Origin of the sequence: Curtobacterium sp. PhB142 (genome assembly GCF_004341255.1) — a bacterium.
In the GTDB taxonomy this organism is placed as follows: Bacteria; Actinomycetota; Actinomycetes; order Actinomycetales; family Microbacteriaceae; genus Curtobacterium.
Genome location: NZ_SLUT01000007.1, coordinates 150,264 through 167,629, shown reverse-complemented (window position 1 = coordinate 167,629; position 17,366 = coordinate 150,264). Strand labels below are relative to the sequence as shown.

The window sequence follows — 17,366 nt, the reverse complement described above, 5'->3', positions numbered from 1 at the left end:
GTCAGAACAAGGGCCACGGCACCGCGGGGCCGTGCCCCGGCGGTGGCGGGAAGATGCCGACGGCCCGCAGCGCCGCACACCGCGCGCGCACCGTGTCGACTTCCTCCGGCGTCAGGTGCTCGGCGAGTTCGTCGCCCAGGGCACCGCGGAGCGCCTCCGACACCCGGTCGAGCCCCTCGAGTTCGTCCGGCCCGAGCGGCTCCCCGATCCACCCCCACAGCACCGTGCGGAGCTTGTGCTCGACGTGGAAGGCCAGCCCGTGGTCGACACCGAACCGGTGTCCGTCGGGCATCGCCAGCACGTGCCCGCCCTTGCGGTCGGCGTTGTTCACCACGACGTCGAAGACGGCCATGCGGCGCAACGCCTCGGAGTCCTCGTGCACGAGCGTCACCGGCTGGTCGTGCTCGTCGATCGCCTCGAGGACGGGCAGCCACGGCGAACCGTCCGCCTCGGCGGCCTCGGGGGTGACGAGGTCGACGGCGTCCTGGTCCGGGTCGACGGTCTGCCAGCGCTGCACCATGCCGGGTCCGAACGGTCCGTCACCGAGCCACGTCGGTGGCACGATGCCCCAGCCGAACGCCTCGGACACCAGGTGCGCAGCGACCTCGCGGCCGGCGAGCGTGCCGTCCGGGAAGTCCCAGAGCGGGCGCTCCCCCTCGATCGGCTTGTAGACGACCGCCTCGCCGTCCAGCTCGGCCAGGAACGTCGCGTTCGAGGCCTCACGGATCCGCGCCGTGATGCTCAGTGAGCCGTCGCTCATGCGTCGCCGGGCGGACGGCCGGCGGCGACGATCTCGCGGGTGCGCTCGACGAACGCGCGTGCGGTGCCGACCGGGATCTTGACCTGGAAGAGCTCGTCGGGTTCGGGGATCTCGACGACCGCCTCGATCTCGAGGCCGTCCTCGCTCTCCTCGGACACGATCTCGACGTCGTCATCGATCGGGTAGGCCTCGATGACCACCTGCGCTGTCGACGGGTCGAAGCCCAGGCTCAGGGCACCGGCACGGAACTCGGGCTCCACCGGCTGGTCGAGCGGTTCCGGGTCGCGGAGCTCCACGGGGGCCGTGTCCGGCACGCTGAAGCGGTTCGCCTCGACCGTGGCGACCTCGTCCAGCAGCTCGTCGATCTTTTCGGCGAGCACGGCGGTCTGCTCCTTCTCGAGGGCGACGCTCGTGACGCGCTTGCCGGAGCGGGCCTGCAGGTAGAAGGCGCGCTCGCCCGGACGGCCGATGGTGCCGACGACGAGGCGGTCCGGCCAGTCGAAGCCGTGGACGATGGAGGGCATACCCGCATTGTAGGAGTGCGGGCCTGCGCCCGTTCAGGGTCTGGCAGGGCCTGCCTCGGACGGGGCCTCCGGATGTCCGGCCCCGCCGCCGACCGCTGCGTCCCCGCTGGGCGCCGGAGCGGTCGCGAGCCACGACAGATCGCCGGACTCGGTGTTCGTCGCGACCACCTCGGGCCGGTGCTCGCCGTACCGCACGACCGACACCGACGCCGGCCCGACGCCGATGCGCTGGAACAGGTCGAGGTGCATGCCGAACGCGTCGGCCAGGACGGACTTGATGATGTCGCCGTGGCTCACCGCGACCCAGACCGCTCCGGGCCCGTGTTCCGCCTCGACCTCGGCGTCGATGCGCCGGACGGCCGACACCGCCCGGGACTGCATGGTCTGCATGGACTCACCGCCGGGGAACACCACGGCGCTCGGGTTCGCCTGCACCGTCCGCCAGAGCGGCTCCTTCGCCAGGTCGGCGAGCTTCCGCCCCTGCCACTCGCCGTAGTCCGCTTCGGTGATCGCCCGCTCGATGGCCGACGCGGGGTCGCCCGACTGTCGCTCCAGGATCGCCTTGGCCGTCTGCCGGCACCGCTCGAGCGGACTCGACACGACGGCGACGACCGGCACGGCCGCGATGCGCTCCGCGGTGCGGTCGGCCTGCTTCCGGCCGACGGCGTCGAGTCGCACGCCGGCGGTGCGTCCGGCGAGCACGCCCGTGGCGTTCGCGGTGGTGCGTCCGTGTCGGACGAGGAGGACGGTCGCCATGTGCCCGATCCTAGGCGGCACCGACCGCGGCGAGCGCTCCCGCCCTTGACGGGCCGTCGGCGGACCGATCAGATGGTCACATGACCCGGCACCCTCGAGGGGCCCTGTTCGCCACGTCGACGATGACCGGCTTCGGCATCGCCACATGGGTGACCAGGACGCCCGCCATCCGCGACGAACTCGGGGCGTCGATCGAGGCGATGGGGCTCGTGCTCCTCGGGCTGTCGATCGGGTCGATGATCGGGATCCTCGGTGCCGGTGCGCTCGTCCGACGGCTCGGGACACGACCCTTGATCCTGCTCGGTGGCGCGCTGCCCGTGGTCGGGATGGTCCTCGTCGCCCTGCTCGCCCCTGCGCAGGTGCCGGCGGGTGTCTGGGCGGGGCTGTTCCTGATCGGGTTCGGGTCGGGGGTCGCCGAGATCGGGCTGAACGTCGAGGCCGCCGCGGTCGAACGGCGCATCGGCCGCCCGGTGGTGCCCGTGCTGCACGCCTGCTTCAGCCTGGGGACCGTCGTCGGTGGGGTCGTCGGCATCGCGATGACGGCTGCCCGGACACCGGTGGTCGTGCACCTGCTGGTGGGGGCTGCGGTGATGGCGGCGCTCGCGGCGTTCGCGGCGCTCAACCTGCAGCCGCTGCCGCGTGCGGCGGCGCAGACGGACGGGGCCGACACCGAGGACGCCGCAGGCGCGTCCCGCGTCACCACGGCCACCCGCCGCTCCGTCAGCACCGTGCAGCTCGCGCTCATCGCGGTGATCACGCTTGCGATGGCCTTCGCCGAGGGTGCTGCCAGCGACTGGCTTCCGCTCCTGATGACGACCGACCACGACGCCCCGGAAGCGGTCGGCTCGCTGGTCTTCACCGGGTTCGCGCTCGCCATGCTCATCGGCCGGTCGGCCGGCACCCCGCTCGTCACGCGGCTCGGGCGGGGCCCGGTCGTCCGGCTCTGTGCCGCGGTCGGCGGGATCGGGGTCCTGCTCGTGGTCGTCTCGCCGAGTCCGGTCGTCACGGCGATCGCCGCCGCCGTCTGGGGGCTCGGCATCGCGCTCGGGTTCCCGCTCGCGATCTCGGCAGCGGGTGACCACCCGACCGACGGGGACCGCAGGGTGTCGGTCGTCGCGACCGCCGGGTACATCGCGTTCCTGGTCGGACCGCCCCTGCTCGGCTTCGTCGGCGAGCACCTCGGGCTGCAGGCGGCGATGCTGGTGCCCCTCGTGCTGCTCGTCGCCGCCTTCGTCGTCGCGCCCGCCGCACGGGACTCCCGCGACACCCGAGACGTTCGCGACGCACACACCGCCGATGCGTCAGTCGACCCGGCCCGACCAGACGCCGATGTCGCCGACCTGCCAGTGCGCCCGGAACACCCGGGTGTGTGACGTCCGGCGCACGCGCTCCTGCCGGTAGAGCTGTCCGGCGCTCACCACCTCGGGCGTCGCCGTCAGCCGCACCAGGCTGCAGGAGCGCACCGAGCCGCCGTCCGACAGCGCCTCAGCGAGCGCCCCGGCGGTCGTCACGCACCCGTCGACCGGCTCGGCCGAGGACGTCGGTTCGACGTTCGACCCGCTGCGTTCGTCGTCGTGCTCGACCGCGATGGTGAAGGCCCGGAGATCGTCCTCGGTCACCCGGCCGCCGTCGGGCAGTTCCAGGTCAGCGACGACCACGTACGGGGTGCCCTCGGACGGGTCGTTCGTGCCGAGGACGCTGCGGCCCCACTGCTCCGCCTGCGCCTCGGACGCCCGAGCGGTCGTGCGGTAGGTGACCGCGATGCGGGTGTCCGAGTCGCGCGACAGCGTGCCCGACTCGGTCGTGCCTGGGTCGGCGTTCCGGGTCGCCGCGCCGACGACTCCCGCGATGACGAGGACGACGACCACGCTGCCGACCGGCACGAGCGCGGCCCCGAGACACCCCAGTCCGGTCCGCCACCCCGCGCGCTTCCGATCCGCCACCGTTCCCCCTCGGTCCGCCGCCAGCGTGCCAGGTCGGCGTCGACCGCAGCAACCCGGAGGACGGCCAGGACCCCGACGAACGCGGCACGGAGCGCGGGTCCGGGCGCGCCGCCCCGCGGATAAGTACGGTCGATCCCATGCCGTTCTTCCGCGACAGCCCCCAGCCGACCTCTCCCTCGAAGATCCAGGCGGCGTGGTCCGACTCGACGGGCCGCCTGGCGACGCGGTGCCTGCAGGTGATCATCGTCGTCGTGGTCATCGCCGGCGTCGTCTACGCCGGCAGCGTGCTGAGCGTCGTCACCATCCCGGTGCTCCTCGCGCTCATCATCGCTTCGGCCATGCACCCGATCGTGTCCTGGTTGCGCAAGCACAAGGTGCCGTCGGTCCTCGCGACCCTCGCGGTGCTCATCGGCGTCCTCGCGGTGCTCGGGCTCATCGGGTGGCTCATCGTCGTCGCCGTCGAGAACCAGTGGTCGCAGTTGCAGAAGTCGGCCGTCGACGGGTTCCAGCAGTTGCAGGACTTCGCGAAGAACCTGCCGATCTCGATCTCGGACAAGCAGGTCGACGACGCCGTGGCGTCCGTCACCGACTTCATCACGAGTGCGCAGTTCGGCTCCGGCGCCCTGGCCGGTGCCTCGGCCACCGCGAACTTCCTGACCGGCCTCGTGCTGATGATCGTGGTGCTGTTCTTCTTCCTCAAGGACGGCCCGAGCATCTGGGAGTTCCTGCTCCGCCCGTTCACCGGTGAGCGCTACGACCGTGCACGTCGGGTGGGCGACCGGGTGGTCTCGACCCTCGGCGGGTACGTCCGCGGCACCGCCACGGTCGCCGCTGTCGACGCCATCGGCATCGGTGTCGGCATCGCGATCGTCGGCGTCCCGCTGGCACTCCCCCTGGCCGTCGTCGTGTTCATCACGGCCTTCATCCCGATCGTCGGTGCGACGGCAGCCGGCATCCTCGCCGCCCTGGTCGCGCTCGTCGCACTCGGTCCAGTCCAGGCGCTCATCGTCGTCGGGATCGTGATCCTCGTGAACCAGCTCGAGGGCAACCTGCTCCAGCCGGTGCTGATGGGACGCACCCTGAAGCTGCACGGCCTCGTCATCCTGATCGGCCTGACCGCGGGCACCGTCCTGGCGGGCATCACCGGTGCCATCATCTCGGTGCCGCTGCTGGCCGCCGCGTGGGGCGCGATCCTGGTCTGGGACGGCCCGAACACCCCCGCGCGTCCGTGGCGCAAGAAGCGCAACGAGGACGTCACGGCCCACGAACTCCCCGCCGACTGAGCCGAGAACGTTCTGCGGACATCCGTTTCGCGCAATCGGGGCCGTCGCACGAAGATGGACCCGTGCTCGTCTCCATCGTCTACATGAGTCGCGCCGTCGTCCCCTTCGACGACGGCGACCTCGCGACGCTGCTGGACGGCTCACGGCTCCGCAACGAGGCGCTCGGTGTCTCCGGGCTGCTCGTCGTGAAGGGTGGCCGCTTCATGCAGTTGCTCGAGGGCCCCGCGTGGAGCGTCGACGACCGGTTCGCCGCCATCAGCCGTGATCCGCGGCACGGCGAGGTGAAGTCGCTCATCCGCGAGGACATCGAGCGGCGACGCTTCGACGGCTGGTCGATGGCCTACCGCTCGCTCGACGACGCGGACGTCCAGGCGGAGCCGGGATTCAGTCCGTTCCTGTCCGGCGAGACGGACTTCCCGCGGTCGTTCGACCGCACGAGCGCCGCGTGGCTGCTCAAGTGGTTCCGCGACCGCGAACTCCACGACCGCTGAACGCGTCGTCGACGACCCCGAGCAGCCGGTCGCGGTGTGCCGGGTCCGCCGTGGCCGTCAGGACCACCCGCCACATCGTCGCGACCGCGGGGAACAGGTCGGCCCGCCCGGTGCGGACGTCGGACACCAGTTGCACGCCCGTGAAGTACGGCACGACGGTGGAACCGAGCTGTTCCGCGGTCAGGTCGGTGCGGAGCTCGCCGCTCGCGATCGCCAGCCGGAACACGTCGACGATCCCGCCGATCCACTGCTCGTAGAAGCTGACCGTGGCCGCGTGGAACTCGCCGCGCTCGAGTGACAACCGGATGCCCGCCCGCACGATCGGGTCGGTCCGCAGCAGGTCCGCGATGGCGCGCGAGGCGCCGACCAGTGCAGCTGCTGGTGACTGCTCGGTGTGGCTCACGACGTCGAAGGTCCGGACGTTCTGCTCGTCGATCACGCCGAGCGCGAGGGCCAGCTTGGTCGGGAAGTGGAAGTGCAGCGCCCCCTGCGAGACGCCCGCCCCGCGGGCGATGGCCGCGATCGTCGCGGCGGCGAAGCCGACGCGGTCGAACTCCTCCGCAGCGGCCACCAGGATCTGCTCACGTCGTTCCACGTGACCAGTCTGACGGTCTGGAGGCGCGGGGCGGGCGTGCCCCGTGCCTCCAGACCGAGGGGTGGTCGCGTCAGACCGCGTCAGGCGACCCGCGCGCTCAGGTGAGCGCCAGCAGGTTGTTGACCTGCTCGTTGATGCCGGTCAACGTCGAGATCGGCTTGCCGTTCGCGTAGACGTTGTCGAAGGCCGGCTGCAGCAGCGCCTGCACGTCCGCCGGGTTGCGGGTGACGGGGAACAGGAAGGTGGTCTTCTCCTCGACCTGCCGAGTGAAGGCCGACACGTCCAGCCCGCGCTTCCGGAACGACGCGACCGCCGCCTCGGTGCCAGCGGGACGGGCCGGGAACACCACGCCCGCGCGGCCGACGATCTCCTGGGCGGTGTCGCTGCCGAGGAACGCGACCCACTTCGCCGCCGCCTCCGGGTCCTTCGCCTGCTTCGTGATCGAGTCGCCGAGCCCGTTGAACATCGACGCCCGCTTGCCCGTCGGCCCGATCGGCGTCGGGGCGACGGCGATGTCGAGGTCCTTCATGTTCAGGTACGTGCCGATCATCCACGAACCGTTGAAGGACAGCGCGCACTTGCCCGCGCCGAGCTGCACGTCCGGACCGGTCGTCGTCGAGAAGACGCCGTACTTCGCCATGTAGCCCTTGTCTGCCAGGCGGTAGTACCAGGCGAGGGTGTCCTGCACGGTCTTCTCGTCGTAGCGGAACTTGTCGCCCCACGGGTTCTCGTTCGTGTAGAACCAGTCGGTCGACCCGGTGAAGGGCGACCACTGCGTCTGGCCGAAGCCGTCGCCGCCAGACCCGTTCGACGAGATGCCGTAGACCTCGACGTTCTCCTTGTCGAAGCCGGGCTCGTCACCCCGCCGACCCTTGGAGTCGATGGTCAGGTGCGCGAGCATCCGTTCGAACGAGCCGCCGTCGTCGGGGTTCCACTCGAGCGTGGCGAGCTCGTCGTCGGAGACCCCGGCCTTCTGCATCGCCTTCCGGTCGTAGAACATCCCGATGGTGTCCCAGTCCTTCGGCGAGCCGTAGCGGTGGCCGTCCTGGCCCTTCCACAGCTCGGCGAGGCCGGACTGGTAGTCGTCGTCGCTGATGGACTTCGTCGCGTCGAGCTCGTCGAGCTTGTAGAGCACGTCGAGGTCGGAGAACTGCGGGAACTTCGTCAGGTGGTCGGTGAAGACGTCCGGCGCGGTGCCGGCGATGAACCCGGCCGTCAGCTTGGTCCAGTAGTCCGCCCAACCGAGCTGGGTGATCTGCACCGTGATGTCGGGGTTCTCGCGGTGGAAGGCCTTCGCGACCTGCTGATAGGCGGGCAGCTGGTTGGAGTCCCAGAGCCAGTAGCTCACGGTGCGTGCGCCGCTCTTGGACGCGGTCCCCCGGCTCGGGGACGAGCAGGCGGCGAGCGCACCGAGGGCGAGGGCTGAAGCGCCGCCCGCGAACAGTGCGCGGCGGGAGAGGTTGTTCGTCATGGTGTGGTGGTCCTGTCCGAGCCGGGGCTACTTGATCCCGGAGAAGCCGATGGAGTTGACGATCCGCTTGGCGAAGACGCCGAACAGCACGATCATCGGGAGCGCCGCCACGAGGGTCGCGGACATCAGCCCGGCCCAGTCGGTGCCGGACTGCGGGGACTGCGACTTGAAGACACCGAGGGCGACGGTGAGCACCCGCGAGCTGTCCGTGTACGACACCATGAGCGGCCAGAAGTAGTCGTTCCAGCTCGTGATGTACGTCAGCACGGCGAGCGTCGCGATCGGTGCGGCGGCCATCGGGATGACGAGCCGGAAGAACACCCGGACCTTGCCCGCGCCGTCGATCAGCGCGGCCTCCTCGACCTCCTTCGAGATGCCGAGGAAGAACTGCCGCAGGAAGAACACCGCGAACGGGGTCATGAACATCGTCGGCAACGCGATGCCGAGCAGGTTGTCGACGAGTCCGAGCTGCTTGATGAGCGTGAAGTTCGGCAGCAGCGTGAAGATCGCGGGCACCATCAGGCCCGCGAGGAACACCCCGAAGACCTTGTCGCGTCCGGGCCAGCGCAGTCGGGCGAAGGCGTACGCGGCAGCGGCCGAGAAGAACACCTGGCCGACCGTCACGAGCGTCGACACGATCACCGAGTTGAGCAGGTACCGCCAGAAGTTCAGGGCAGCGCCGGAGCCACCCTGGGCGAGCGCCTCTTCGGTGGACTGCAGGCCGAGGACGCGCTCGAACCCACCCAGGCTGAACCCGACGGGCAGCAGGGACGTGGGGTCGGAGTTGATCGCACCGTTCGACGACAGGGCGGTGCGCAGGATCCAGTAGAACGGGAACAGGGTGACGACGATGACGATGATCATCGCGACCCAGGCGAGGACGCGGCCGACCGACGGACGGCGACGGTGGCCGGCTCCCAGGCGGGGCGGACGCTTCGTGGTGACGGAACGGGTGAGGGTCGTGGTCATGGTGCGGCGCTCCGTTCAGTCCAGGTCCGACTCACCCGAGCGGGTGAGGCGGTACTGGATGATCGTGATGATGCTGAGGACGATGAGGAGCGCGACCGAGACCGCGGACGCGTAGCCGAACTGGAACCGGCCGAACGCCAGGTTGTAGATGTAGTTCTGCACGACGTTCGTGGCGTTCGCGGGGCCGCCCTGCGTGGTGACGGCGACGGTGTCGAACACCTGGAACGACCCGATCACCGTGATGATGAGCACCAGCGACAGGATCGGGCGGAGCAGCGGCACCGTGATGCGCCAGAACATCTTCCACTCGCTCGCACCGTCGATGCGGCCGGCTTCGTACACCGTCTCGGGCAGCGACTGCAGACCGGCGAAGATCAGGAGCGCCGTGTAGCCGACGTGCCGCCACACGTTGATGAGCGCGATCGACGGGATGCCCCAGACGTCGCTCTGCAGGAACGGGATGCGGTCCAGGCCGAGGGCCGCGAGCATCTCGTTGCCGATGCCGAGCTGGGTGTCGAGGATCCACAGCCAGACGAGCGCCGCGACGACGTTCGACACCAGGTAGGGCGCCAGGACGATGCCGCGCACGAAGGTCGACTTCGTCAGGCGGTGCATCATCACGGCGATGAACAGGGCGACGACCGTCTGGATGACGATGTTGATGAGCACGTACTCGATCGTGACGACCATCGAGTGCCAGAAGATCGAGTCCTGCACGAGCCGCGCGTAGTTCTGCAGCCCGGTGAACTCCGGCTCGGTGAGCAGGTTGTAGGACGTGAAGCTCAGGTAGATGCCCCGCACGGTCGGCCAGGCGAGGAACACCACGAAGCCGATCGCGGCCGGCGCGATGAACAGCAGCGCGAGCCACAGGTCGTTCCGGGGACGGCGGCGGCGTGGGACGGTGGTACGGGCGAGCGGGAGGTCGGCTGCCCGACTCCTCCGTCTCGTGCTGGCGGTCGTCAAGGGTGACGACACAGGGCTCTCGGTGGCCATCGCGACTCCTTCGTCTGCGGTGGACTGACGTGCAGCAGTCCGTGAGCCGGGAATCTACACGTGGTGACACCGGGTAGCAAGAGGCTTTTTCACGCTCCGAATCCGGGGTTGTCACGTGTAGACAATCGTGTCAGGATGGCGGTCGATCGCATCGGCGCGACCTGCCCGGCGACGCATCCCTCACCCTGGAAAGGTCACTGATGATCTCTGTCGGAATGGTCGGCGCGGGCCAGTTCGCCCCCCAGTTCGCCAAGCTGTTCAAGCTCCACCCGGACGTCGACCGCGTCTTCGTGACCGACCTCGTCGACGACCGCGCGTCGGAGCTCGTCGAGTCGCAGCACCTCGACGGCACGTTCGCCGACTTCGACGCCGTGCTCGCCTCGGACGTCGACGCCGTCGCGATCTTCACGCAGCGCTGGACGCACGGTCCGCTCGTCGTCAAGGCGCTCCGCGCCGGCAAGCACGTCTACTCGGCGGTGCCGATGGCGATCTCGGTCGACGAGATCCGCGACATCATCGAGGCCGTCCGCGAGACCGGGCTCACCTACATGATGGGCGAGACGAGCTACTACAACCCCGCGACGGTGTTCGCCCGCAAGCAGGTCGCCGACGGCGCCTTCGGCCGGGTCTTCTACTCCGAGGGCGACTACGTCCACGACATGGACCTCGGGTTCTACGCCGCGTACCAGTTCAGCGGTGGTGAGGACTGGAAGCGCACCGCCAGCTACCCGCCCATGCTGTACCCGACCCACTCCGTCGGCGGCGTCCTCGGCGCCATCCCCGGACACGCGGTCAGCGTCAGCTGCATCGGTGTCAAGGACGACCGGGGCGACGGCGTCTTCGACAAGGACGTCAGCCAGTTCGACAACGACTTCTCGAACGCCACCGCCCTGTTCGAGCTCGACAACGGCGGCGTCATGCGCATCAACGAGATGCGCCGTGTCGGCTACCCGTCGCACATCCGCGAGTCCCGCTTCCGCTACTTCGGCACCGAGGCGAGCTTCGAGCAGCTCGCGAAGACCAGCGTCTGGCAGGACAAGGAGGACTCGCACGACATCAGCGACAAGATCAACACGCAGGCGACGATGGACCTCGACGACCCGCGTCTCGCCGGCGTCGACCCCTCGCTGCGCGACGCGTTCGTGTCCGGGTACGCCGAGGTGCACGACACCGACCGCCTGCCCGCCGAGTACGCCGGCGTGCCGACCGGGCACGAGGGCTCGCACCAGTTCCTGGCCGACGACTTCGTCCGCGCCGTCGTCGACCGGACCCTGCCGCCGGTGAACGCCTGGACCGCCGCACGCTTCACGCTGCCCGGCATCATCGCCCACCAGTCGGCCCTGCAGGGCGGCGCACGCCTCGAGGTGCCGGACTTCGGGGACGCCCCGGAGACGACCTCGGCGGCGCCCTCGTCTAGTATCGCCAGCGAATAGCAAGTGGTGTTCGGGTGTCGGTCTACACGGGCCGGCACCCGAACGCGACTTCCGAGCCGACGAAGGTGGCACCCGTGAGCGTCCCGACGACCCCGAGGGCGGTCACCCGCGCCGACGTCGCCCGGTACGCCGGCGTGAGCACCTCCGTCGTCAGCTACGTCGTGCACGACGGCCCCCGCCCCGTCGCGGCGGCCACCGCCGCCCGGGTCCGTGACGCGATCAGGGTCCTCGGGTACCGCCCGAACGCCAGCGCCCAGGCCCTGCGCACCGGGTCGTCGAAGATGCTCGGGCTCATCGTGCCCGAGCTCGACAACCCCTTCTGGTCCGAGCTCGCCGTGGAGGTCACCCACGCCGCAGCAGCCCGCGGCTACGACGTCCTGCTCGCCAACAGCGACGGCGACGCCACTCAGGAGCGCGAGCGGCTCCGCAGCCTGTCCGCCCGCCAGGTCGACGGGATCATCGTCACGAGCATCATGACCCACCCGGACCTGTCCACCGTGTCGGACCCGGGCATCCCGATGGTCCTGCTCAACACCTTCTTCGAGGTGCCCGAGTACGCCAGCATCGGCGTCGACGCCCTGCGGGGCGCGTACGACGGCACCCAGCACCTGGTCGAGCACGGCTACGGATCGATCGGCCTCGTCATGGGGCACGCCGGCTCCATGGAACTCCGCGAACAGGGCTGGATGCGGGCCCTGCGCGACGCCGGGCTGCCGGACGGCCCGATCGTGCGCTGCGACTTCACCCGACGGGGCGGGTACGAGGCCGGCCTCCGCATGTTCGCGGACGGGACGGGACCCCGCGCCGTCTTCGTCAGCTCGGACATGCAGGCCGTCGGTGTACTGCGGGCACTGTGGGAACTCGGGCTGCGCGCACCGGAGGACGTCGCGATCGTGTCGTTCGACGGCGGTGCCGAGGCGGACTACACGAACCCGCAGCTCACGACGGTCCGGCAGCCGATCGAGACGATGGCCACCGCCGCCGTCGACCGTGTGCTCGGGCTCGACGCGGACAACCAGTGGCACCGCGATCTGGTGCCCGCCGAGTTGGTCCTGGGCGCGAGTTGCGGGTGCGACGTGCGTCGCTGACGCACCACCAAACCGTCCTGGAGGCGCGGGGCGGGGCCGCCTCGGGCCTCCCGTCCGTCAGTTGGCCGGGTCCATGACGGCGGTGAGCCGCTGGAGCGGCACACGCTGCTGGGACTCCTGCGTCACCGCGACCGCTTCGACCGGCTCGCCGGAATCGGTGTCGACGAAGCGCAGGTCGGACGTCAGCTCCGTGGGGCGGTACCGATCCGCCCAGCCGCCGAGCGCCAGGAGCACCAGCGAGAGATCGCGGCCGGCGTCGGTGAGGACGTACTCCTCGCGCGCCCGGGCACCCTCCGGCTTGTAGGTCGTGCGCTCGAGCACTCCCCCGTCGACGAGGGAGGCCAGTCGTGCGGTCAGGACTTCGCGCGGGACACCGAGGCTCTGCTGGAACTGACTGAAGCGCGTGGAACCGGCGAGGGCGTCACGCACGATCATGAGCGTCCACTTCTCGCCGAGGACGTCGAGGGACCGTGCGATGGGGCAGCGCTCGTCGCCGCCGAGGATGCCGAGCATGCGTTCATCCTAGCTGGGTTCGACTTCCGGACACAACCTGCTAGGTTCGGTTTCCGTACTCAACTTCTCTCGTCTGGAGCCCCTCATGACCGACCTCACCAACGCCATCGTCCTCGTCACCGGAGCGAACGGCGGCCTCGGCGCCGAGTTCGTCCAGCAGGCCCTGGACCGCGGCGCCGCCAAGGTCTACGCGACCGCCCGCACCCCGCGCACCTGGGACGACGAGCGCATCGTGCCGCTCGCCCTCGACGTCACCAGCCAGGAGAGCGTCGACGCCGCAGCCCGTGCCGCCGCGGACACCACGATCGTCGTGAACAACGCCGGGATCGCCGGCGCCGACCCGCTCATCGACACCTCGGTCGCGGAGGTCGAGCGCATCTTCGCGACGAACGTCTTCGGCGCGCTCCGTGTCGCCAAGGCCTTCGCCCCCTCGATCGGCGGCGGCGCACTGATCGACGTGCACTCGGCTCTGAGCTGGGTCGCTCTGGCCGGCGCGTACTCGGCGTCGAAGGCAGCGTTCTGGTCGATCACGAACTCGCTCCGCCTCGAGCTCGCACCCCAGGGCACCCAGGTCGTCGGCGCACACCTCGGCTACACCGACACCGGCATGACCGCGGGGCTCGACGTCGAGAAGTCCGACCCGGCGGACATCGTCCGGCTCATCTGGGACGCCGTCGAGGCCGGCGAGCACGAGGTGCTGGCGGACCAGGTCAGCCGTGACGTCCGCGCCGGGCTCAGTGCGCCGCTGGCGGCGCTGTACCCGGCGCTCGCGACCGCCTGAGGTCCGGTCGCGGGCGCGGCGTACGCCGTACGGTGGAGGACGTGCAGTTCCTGGCGTCCGCCCTCCGAGTCCCGATCACCGGCTTCGGCGCGCTCGCGCTCTGGCTGCTGGCGACGTCGGACGGCGAGCTGCTGAAGATCCTGCTCGGGGTCGGCTCGGCGCTGCTCGCCGTCGCTGGCTACGTCGGTCAGACCGCGGCGGAGCGTGCCGTCAGGAACCAGCAGCTCGACCAGGCGGTGGCGCGGAAGGACGAGTGGGAGCGCGAACACGGCGACGTCGAGGACCGGGCCGGTTGACGGTCCTGGTTCGGGAACCGCGAGGTTCCCGAACCAGGACCGTCAACCGCGGGCGCCTCGGCCGGTCATGTCGCGGTTGACGGCGGTGATCGCGGCGCGCTCCTCGACCGAGATGCCCGCCGCAGCGAGGACACGACCGAGCACGTCGCTCTTCCGCTCGATGTAGTCGTCGATGTCCTCGGCCTCTGCGGCCGCTGATCGCTTCACGGCGGCGTATTCGTCGCGCAGGGCCGGGTCGGCGCGCAGCACGTCGCGGACGGCGAGGTGGTTCCGGAGCGAGAGCGATCCGACCTTGGCGACGTAGGTGTTGCTCGGGGCGAAGTGCTCCGGAGTCCGGAAGGCCTGCCGGTCGGGGACGCCGAGGTCTCCCCGTGGCTCGAAGCCGATCACGGCCAGCGCTGCGACCGCCGCCGTGACGTCGCTGGCATCGACGACGATGTCGACGTCGATCACGGGCTTCGCCGCGAGACCGGGCACTGATATGCTGCCGACGTGCTCGATGCTGCGGTAGGGCGCATGGGCGGCGTCGAGGGCTGCGGCGTACGCGTCCCGCAACACCGCGAACCGCTCGGGCCACGACGGCTGGTACTCGACGACCTCGATCATCGAGTGCGCCGTGTGGCGGGAGGGGGTGCGAGGAGCTGGAACATGACGTGGTCGCGCCAGGCTCCGTTGATCGTGATGTACTCCGGCGCGAACCCGTAGCGCTTGAACCCCGCGGACTCGAGGGTACGCTGAGACCCCACGTTCTCCGGAAGCGTCTCGGCCTGCACCCGGTGGAGTCGGAGGACGTCGAACGCGTGGACGGCAGCGGCGGCGACGGCGCGGGAGGCGTGGCCCTGGCGCAGCCGGTCAGCGCGGATCCAGTACCCCATGGCACACGACTGCAGGGCTCCGCGGGTGATGCCGCTCAGCGTGATGCGCCCGAGGAGTTCACCGTCGGTCGACTCGATCACGAACGGGACCGCGGTGCCGGCGCGCTCTGCGGCGAGCGACTGCACGATGACGTCGTGCTGGCCCTGCTCGGTGAAGTACGCCGGGGCCCGGGACGGCTCCCACGGGCGTAGGTGCTCGGCGCTCGCGGTGATGACGGCGGCGAGCGTCGCCGCGTCGTCGACGCGGAGCAGGCGCAACCGGGTGTCCATGGCGGAGGGTGTGGGATTCGAACCCACGAGACATCTCTGCCCACCTGTTTTCAAGACAGGCTCCATCGGCCGCTCGGACAACCCTCCAGTGACGCGACCACGTGGCGAGACGTGACCGCGTCCCGGGAAGTCTAACGGGCCTCCCGTCCGCCGTGCGCGTCAGCGCATGCCGGGGTCAGCGCGGCAGGGAGTCGAGCGCCGCTGCCAGGCCGTCGTCGGACACGCCACCGGTGAGTTCGTTGCCGGCGTCGACGACGTCGTCGGGCGCCTGGCCCATCACGACGCCGCGACCGGAGGTCGAAGCCCACCGGAGCATGTCGATGTCGTTGCGGCCGTCGCCCGCGGCGAAGACGCGCGACCGCGGGATGTCGAGCCACTCGCGCACGCGTTCCATCGCGGTGGCCTTCGTCACGCCCTCTGGTGCGATGTCGAGCCACGCGGTCCACCCGACCGTGTACGAGACCTTGTGCAGCCCCATGTCCTCGACGATCTGCAGGAACTCCTCGAGCCCGTGCTCCGGCGAGATCACGACGACGCGGGTGGCCTCGACCGTGAGCAGCTGCTCGAACGGCACCAGCTCGCCGGCGTTGGTCATGGTGTCGGCGGGGAAGTTCTCGGACAACCGGAAGTGGCCGGTCTCGTCCTCGACGCCGAAGGCCGCGTTCTCCAGGGCGCCACGGATGGTCTGCAGGACGTCGCTCGGGTCGAAGTGCTCGACGTGGACACGCTCGTAGGACCCGTCCGGACGACGGGCCAGGGTCAGCGCACCGTTGGCGCAGACGAGGTACTTCGGCTCGATGCCGAGGGTCTCCAGCAGCGGAACCGTCATGCCCTCGCTGCGGCCCGTGGAGAGCATGACCTCGTGCCCGGCGGCCTCGGCATCGCGCACGGCGGCGACCACGGCCTCTGTGATGACGCCGTCCTCGCGCATCGTGGTGCCGTCGATGTCGAGCGCGACCAGCCACCGCTTCGTGCGGGCGGGAGCACCGGCGCCCGCGCCCTGCGCGGCGCCGTCCACGAACCGCCCCTGCGTGCTCATCGGGGCTCGATCACCTCGACGCCACCGAGGTAGGGGCGCAGCACCTCGGGCACGACGACGGATCCGTCGGCCTGCTGGTGGGTCTCGAGGATCGCGACGATCCAGCGGGTGGTCGCGAGGGTGCCGTTCAGGGTGGCGACCGGGGCCGTCTTGCCGCTCTCGGTGCGGTACCGGATGTCGAGGCGACGGGCCTGGAACGTCGTGCAGTTCGACGTCGAGGTGAGCTCGCGGAACGTGCCCTGCGTCGGGACCCAGGCCTCGATGTCGTACTTCTTCGCCGCGCTCGTGCCGAGGTCACCCGCGGCGACGTCGATCACGCGGTAGTGCAGTCCGAGGTCCTGCAGCATCTGCTCCTGGTACGACACCAGCTTCTCGTGCTCGGCCTCGGCCTGGTCCGGGTGGACGTACGCGAACATCTCGAGCTTGTTGAACTGGTGCACGCGCAGGATGCCGCGGTTGTCCTTGCCCGCCGACCCGGCCTCGCGCCGGTAGCAGGTCGACCAGCCGGCGTAGCGGTGCGCCGTGTTCTCGATGTCGAGGATCTCGTCGGCGTGGAAGCCAGCGAGTGCGACCTCGCTCGTGCCGGTCAGGTACAGGTCGTCGGCCTCGAGCCGGTAGACCTCGGCCGCGTGCTCGCCGAGGAAACCGGTGCCCGCCATCGTCTCGGGGCGGACGAGCGTCGGGGTGATGAGCGGTTCGAACCCGGCGGCGATGGCGCGGTCGAGGCCGAGCGACATGAGCGCGATCTCGAGCCGGGCGCCGAGGCCACGCAGGAAGTAGAAGCGCGAGCCGGAGACCTTCACGCCGCGCGGGATGTCGATGATGCCGAGGTGCTCGCCGAGGTCGGCGTGGTCCTTCGGCACGAAGTCGAACTCGGGCTTCGTGCCGACGGTGCGGAGGGTGACGAAGTCCTCTTCGCCACCGGCCGGGACGCCGGGCAGCACGACGTTCGGGATGGCGCGCACGACCGAGTTGAAGGTCTCCTCGGCCGCGGTGACGGTCGCCTGGGCTTCCTTCACCTGGGCCGAGAGCGCCTGCGCCTGCTGCACGAGCGCGGCCTTCTCGTCCTTCGGGGCCTTGGCGACGGTCTTGCCGAAGGCGTTCTGCTCGGCGCGGAGCGACTCGAACGCGGTGATCGCGCTGCGTCGGGCGGCGTCGGCAGCGACGGCCTCGTCGACCACGGCGACGGATGCGCGGCGGGACTCCTGCGAGGCCTTGATGACGTCCGGGTTGTCACGAAGCAGCTGGGGATCGATCACCGCTCCATCCTAGAGGCGGCGACATGG

Annotated in this window: 20 protein-coding genes and 1 tRNA gene; 7 read left to right on the top strand and 14 right to left on the bottom strand. The window is 70.3% G+C overall.

Annotation, left to right across the window (positions count from 1 at the left end; translation table 11 throughout):
• Position 1 precedes the first annotated feature (1 nt).
• From EDF31_RS15015 to EDF31_RS15005, 3 genes are read right to left on the bottom strand one after another with little or no spacing between them, the layout of a single operon-like run.
• Positions 2-760, bottom strand: coding sequence for an SCO1664 family protein (locus EDF31_RS15015; protein WP_131846692.1), 759 nt, complete (start codon positions 758-760; stop codon positions 2-4).
• Positions 757-1,284: a DUF3090 domain-containing protein gene (locus EDF31_RS15010; RefSeq protein ID WP_123291859.1), complete on the bottom strand. Its 528-nt coding sequence runs from the start codon at positions 1,282-1,284 to the stop codon at positions 757-759. The genes EDF31_RS15015 and EDF31_RS15010 overlap by 4 nt, the downstream gene beginning before the upstream one ends.
• 33 nt (positions 1,285-1,317) lie before the next feature.
• Positions 1,318-2,040, bottom strand: a complete 723-nt coding sequence (locus EDF31_RS15005) for an MSMEG_4193 family putative phosphomutase (RefSeq protein WP_131846691.1) — start codon at positions 2,038-2,040, stop codon at positions 1,318-1,320.
• 80 nt (positions 2,041-2,120) lie between these two features.
• On the opposite strand from EDF31_RS15005, the gene EDF31_RS15000 reads away from it, so the two are divergent.
• Positions 2,121-3,413 (top strand): MFS transporter, encoded by a 1,293-nt coding sequence (locus EDF31_RS15000; protein WP_131846690.1) that lies wholly within the window; start codon positions 2,121-2,123, stop codon positions 3,411-3,413.
• Here the strand turns inward: EDF31_RS15000 and EDF31_RS14995 are convergent.
• Positions 3,342-3,983 (bottom strand): hypothetical protein, encoded by a 642-nt coding sequence (locus tag EDF31_RS14995; RefSeq protein ID WP_131846689.1) that lies wholly within the window; start codon positions 3,981-3,983, stop codon positions 3,342-3,344. The genes EDF31_RS15000 and EDF31_RS14995 overlap by 72 nt on opposite strands.
• A gap of 137 nt (positions 3,984-4,120) precedes the next feature.
• Here EDF31_RS14995 and EDF31_RS14990 point away from each other — a divergent pair, with 137 nt between their 5' ends.
• Positions 4,121-5,266, top strand: a complete 1,146-nt coding sequence (locus tag EDF31_RS14990) for an AI-2E family transporter (protein ID WP_131846688.1) — start codon at positions 4,121-4,123, stop codon at positions 5,264-5,266.
• 62 nt (positions 5,267-5,328) lie between these two features.
• A complete protein-coding gene (locus EDF31_RS14985; RefSeq protein WP_123338593.1) occupies positions 5,329-5,757 on the top strand; it encodes a BLUF domain-containing protein in 429 nt (142 codons plus the stop codon).
• Here the strand turns inward: EDF31_RS14985 and EDF31_RS14980 are convergent.
• From EDF31_RS14980 to EDF31_RS14965, 4 genes are all read right to left on the bottom strand, one after another.
• A complete protein-coding gene (locus EDF31_RS14980) occupies positions 5,720-6,352 on the bottom strand; it encodes a ScbR family autoregulator-binding transcription factor (protein WP_131846687.1) in 633 nt (210 codons plus the stop codon). The two genes, EDF31_RS14985 and EDF31_RS14980, sit on opposite strands and share 38 nt — an antisense overlap.
• Positions 6,353-6,449: 97 nt before the next feature.
• The gene (locus tag EDF31_RS14975; RefSeq protein WP_123938368.1) at positions 6,450-7,823 is read right to left on the bottom strand and encodes a sugar ABC transporter substrate-binding protein; all 1,374 of its coding nucleotides are present in this window, start codon (positions 7,821-7,823) and stop codon (positions 6,450-6,452) included.
• Between the two features lie 27 nt (positions 7,824-7,850).
• Complete coding sequence (locus EDF31_RS14970) at positions 7,851-8,792, bottom strand: carbohydrate ABC transporter permease (protein WP_111084668.1); 942 nt, start codon at positions 8,790-8,792, stop codon at positions 7,851-7,853.
• Between the two features lie 15 nt (positions 8,793-8,807).
• Entirely contained in the window at positions 8,808-9,785 is a 978-nt protein-coding gene (locus tag EDF31_RS14965; protein ID WP_228506149.1) for a sugar ABC transporter permease, read from the bottom strand.
• Positions 9,786-9,982: 197 nt separating this feature from the next.
• Here EDF31_RS14965 and EDF31_RS14960 point away from each other — a divergent pair, with 197 nt between their 5' ends.
• Positions 9,983-11,218: a Gfo/Idh/MocA family oxidoreductase gene (locus EDF31_RS14960; RefSeq protein WP_111084773.1), complete on the top strand. Its 1,236-nt coding sequence runs from the start codon at positions 9,983-9,985 to the stop codon at positions 11,216-11,218.
• A gap of 74 nt (positions 11,219-11,292) precedes the next feature.
• A complete protein-coding gene (locus tag EDF31_RS14955; RefSeq protein WP_235035939.1) occupies positions 11,293-12,306 on the top strand; it encodes a LacI family DNA-binding transcriptional regulator in 1,014 nt (337 codons plus the stop codon).
• A 57-nt stretch (positions 12,307-12,363) separates the two neighbouring features.
• Here the strand turns inward: EDF31_RS14955 and EDF31_RS14950 are convergent, their stop codons facing one another.
• Positions 12,364-12,819: a helix-turn-helix domain-containing protein gene (locus EDF31_RS14950; protein WP_131846686.1), complete on the bottom strand. Its 456-nt coding sequence runs from the start codon at positions 12,817-12,819 to the stop codon at positions 12,364-12,366.
• Between the two features lie 85 nt (positions 12,820-12,904).
• Here EDF31_RS14950 and EDF31_RS14945 point away from each other — a divergent pair, with 85 nt between their 5' ends.
• Positions 12,905-13,600, top strand: coding sequence for an SDR family oxidoreductase (locus EDF31_RS14945; RefSeq protein ID WP_131846685.1), 696 nt, complete (start codon positions 12,905-12,907; stop codon positions 13,598-13,600).
• Positions 13,601-13,641: 41 nt separating this feature from the next.
• Positions 13,642-13,896 (top strand): hypothetical protein, encoded by a 255-nt coding sequence (locus EDF31_RS14940; RefSeq protein ID WP_123938372.1) that lies wholly within the window; start codon positions 13,642-13,644, stop codon positions 13,894-13,896.
• 42 nt (positions 13,897-13,938) lie between these two features.
• On the opposite strand, the gene EDF31_RS14935 is transcribed toward EDF31_RS14940, so the two are convergent.
• The 5 genes from EDF31_RS14935 to serS all read right to left on the bottom strand — a co-directional run bounded on the left by EDF31_RS14935 (position 13,939) and on the right by serS (position 17,339).
• Complete coding sequence (locus EDF31_RS14935; protein ID WP_131846684.1) at positions 13,939-14,502, bottom strand: GrpB family protein; 564 nt, start codon at positions 14,500-14,502, stop codon at positions 13,939-13,941.
• The gene (locus tag EDF31_RS14930) at positions 14,499-15,041 is read right to left on the bottom strand and encodes a GNAT family protein (RefSeq protein WP_131846683.1); all 543 of its coding nucleotides are present in this window, start codon (positions 15,039-15,041) and stop codon (positions 14,499-14,501) included. Before EDF31_RS14930 ends, EDF31_RS14935 begins: the two co-directional genes overlap by 4 nt.
• A tRNA-Ser gene (locus EDF31_RS14925) sits at positions 15,041-15,128 on the bottom strand. Before EDF31_RS14925 ends, EDF31_RS14930 begins: the two co-directional genes overlap by 1 nt.
• Before the next feature lie 88 nt (positions 15,129-15,216).
• Complete coding sequence (locus tag EDF31_RS14920; protein WP_123291842.1) at positions 15,217-16,080, bottom strand: HAD-IIB family hydrolase; 864 nt, start codon at positions 16,078-16,080, stop codon at positions 15,217-15,219.
• The gene (serS, locus tag EDF31_RS14915) at positions 16,077-17,339 is read right to left on the bottom strand and encodes a serine--tRNA ligase (protein ID WP_131846682.1); all 1,263 of its coding nucleotides are present in this window, start codon (positions 17,337-17,339) and stop codon (positions 16,077-16,079) included. Before serS ends, EDF31_RS14920 begins: the two co-directional genes overlap by 4 nt.
• Positions 17,340-17,366 lie beyond the last annotated feature (27 nt).

What these genes read in the sequence shown, in the direction of transcription:
- EDF31_RS15015 (WP_131846692.1), bottom strand. Translation starts at nt 760, where the DNA reads ATGAGCGACGGCTCACTGAGCATCACGGCGCGGATCCGTGAGGCCTCG.
- EDF31_RS15010 (WP_123291859.1), bottom strand. Translation starts at nt 1,284, where the DNA reads ATGCCCTCCATCGTCCACGGCTTCGACTGGCCGGACCGCCTCGTCGTC.
- EDF31_RS15005 (WP_131846691.1), bottom strand. Translation starts at nt 2,040, where the DNA reads ATGGCGACCGTCCTCCTCGTCCGACACGGACGCACCACCGCGAACGCC.
- EDF31_RS15000 (WP_131846690.1), top strand. Translation starts at nt 2,121, where the DNA reads ATGACCCGGCACCCTCGAGGGGCCCTGTTCGCCACGTCGACGATGACC.
- EDF31_RS14990 (WP_131846688.1), top strand. Translation starts at nt 4,121, where the DNA reads ATGCCGTTCTTCCGCGACAGCCCCCAGCCGACCTCTCCCTCGAAGATC.
- EDF31_RS14975 (WP_123938368.1), bottom strand. Translation starts at nt 7,823, where the DNA reads ATGACGAACAACCTCTCCCGCCGCGCACTGTTCGCGGGCGGCGCTTCA.
- EDF31_RS14970 (WP_111084668.1), bottom strand. Translation starts at nt 8,792, where the DNA reads ATGACCACGACCCTCACCCGTTCCGTCACCACGAAGCGTCCGCCCCGC.
- EDF31_RS14965 (WP_228506149.1), bottom strand. Translation starts at nt 9,785, where the DNA reads ATGGCCACCGAGAGCCCTGTGTCGTCACCCTTGACGACCGCCAGCACG.
- EDF31_RS14950 (WP_131846686.1), bottom strand. Translation starts at nt 12,819, where the DNA reads ATGCTCGGCATCCTCGGCGGCGACGAGCGCTGCCCCATCGCACGGTCC.
- EDF31_RS14945 (WP_131846685.1), top strand. Translation starts at nt 12,905, where the DNA reads ATGACCGACCTCACCAACGCCATCGTCCTCGTCACCGGAGCGAACGGC.
- EDF31_RS14935 (WP_131846684.1), bottom strand. Translation starts at nt 14,502, where the DNA reads ATGATCGAGGTCGTCGAGTACCAGCCGTCGTGGCCCGAGCGGTTCGCG.
- EDF31_RS14930 (WP_131846683.1), bottom strand. Translation starts at nt 15,041, where the DNA reads ATGGACACCCGGTTGCGCCTGCTCCGCGTCGACGACGCGGCGACGCTC.
- EDF31_RS14920 (WP_123291842.1), bottom strand. Translation starts at nt 16,080, where the DNA reads ATGAGCACGCAGGGGCGGTTCGTGGACGGCGCCGCGCAGGGCGCGGGC.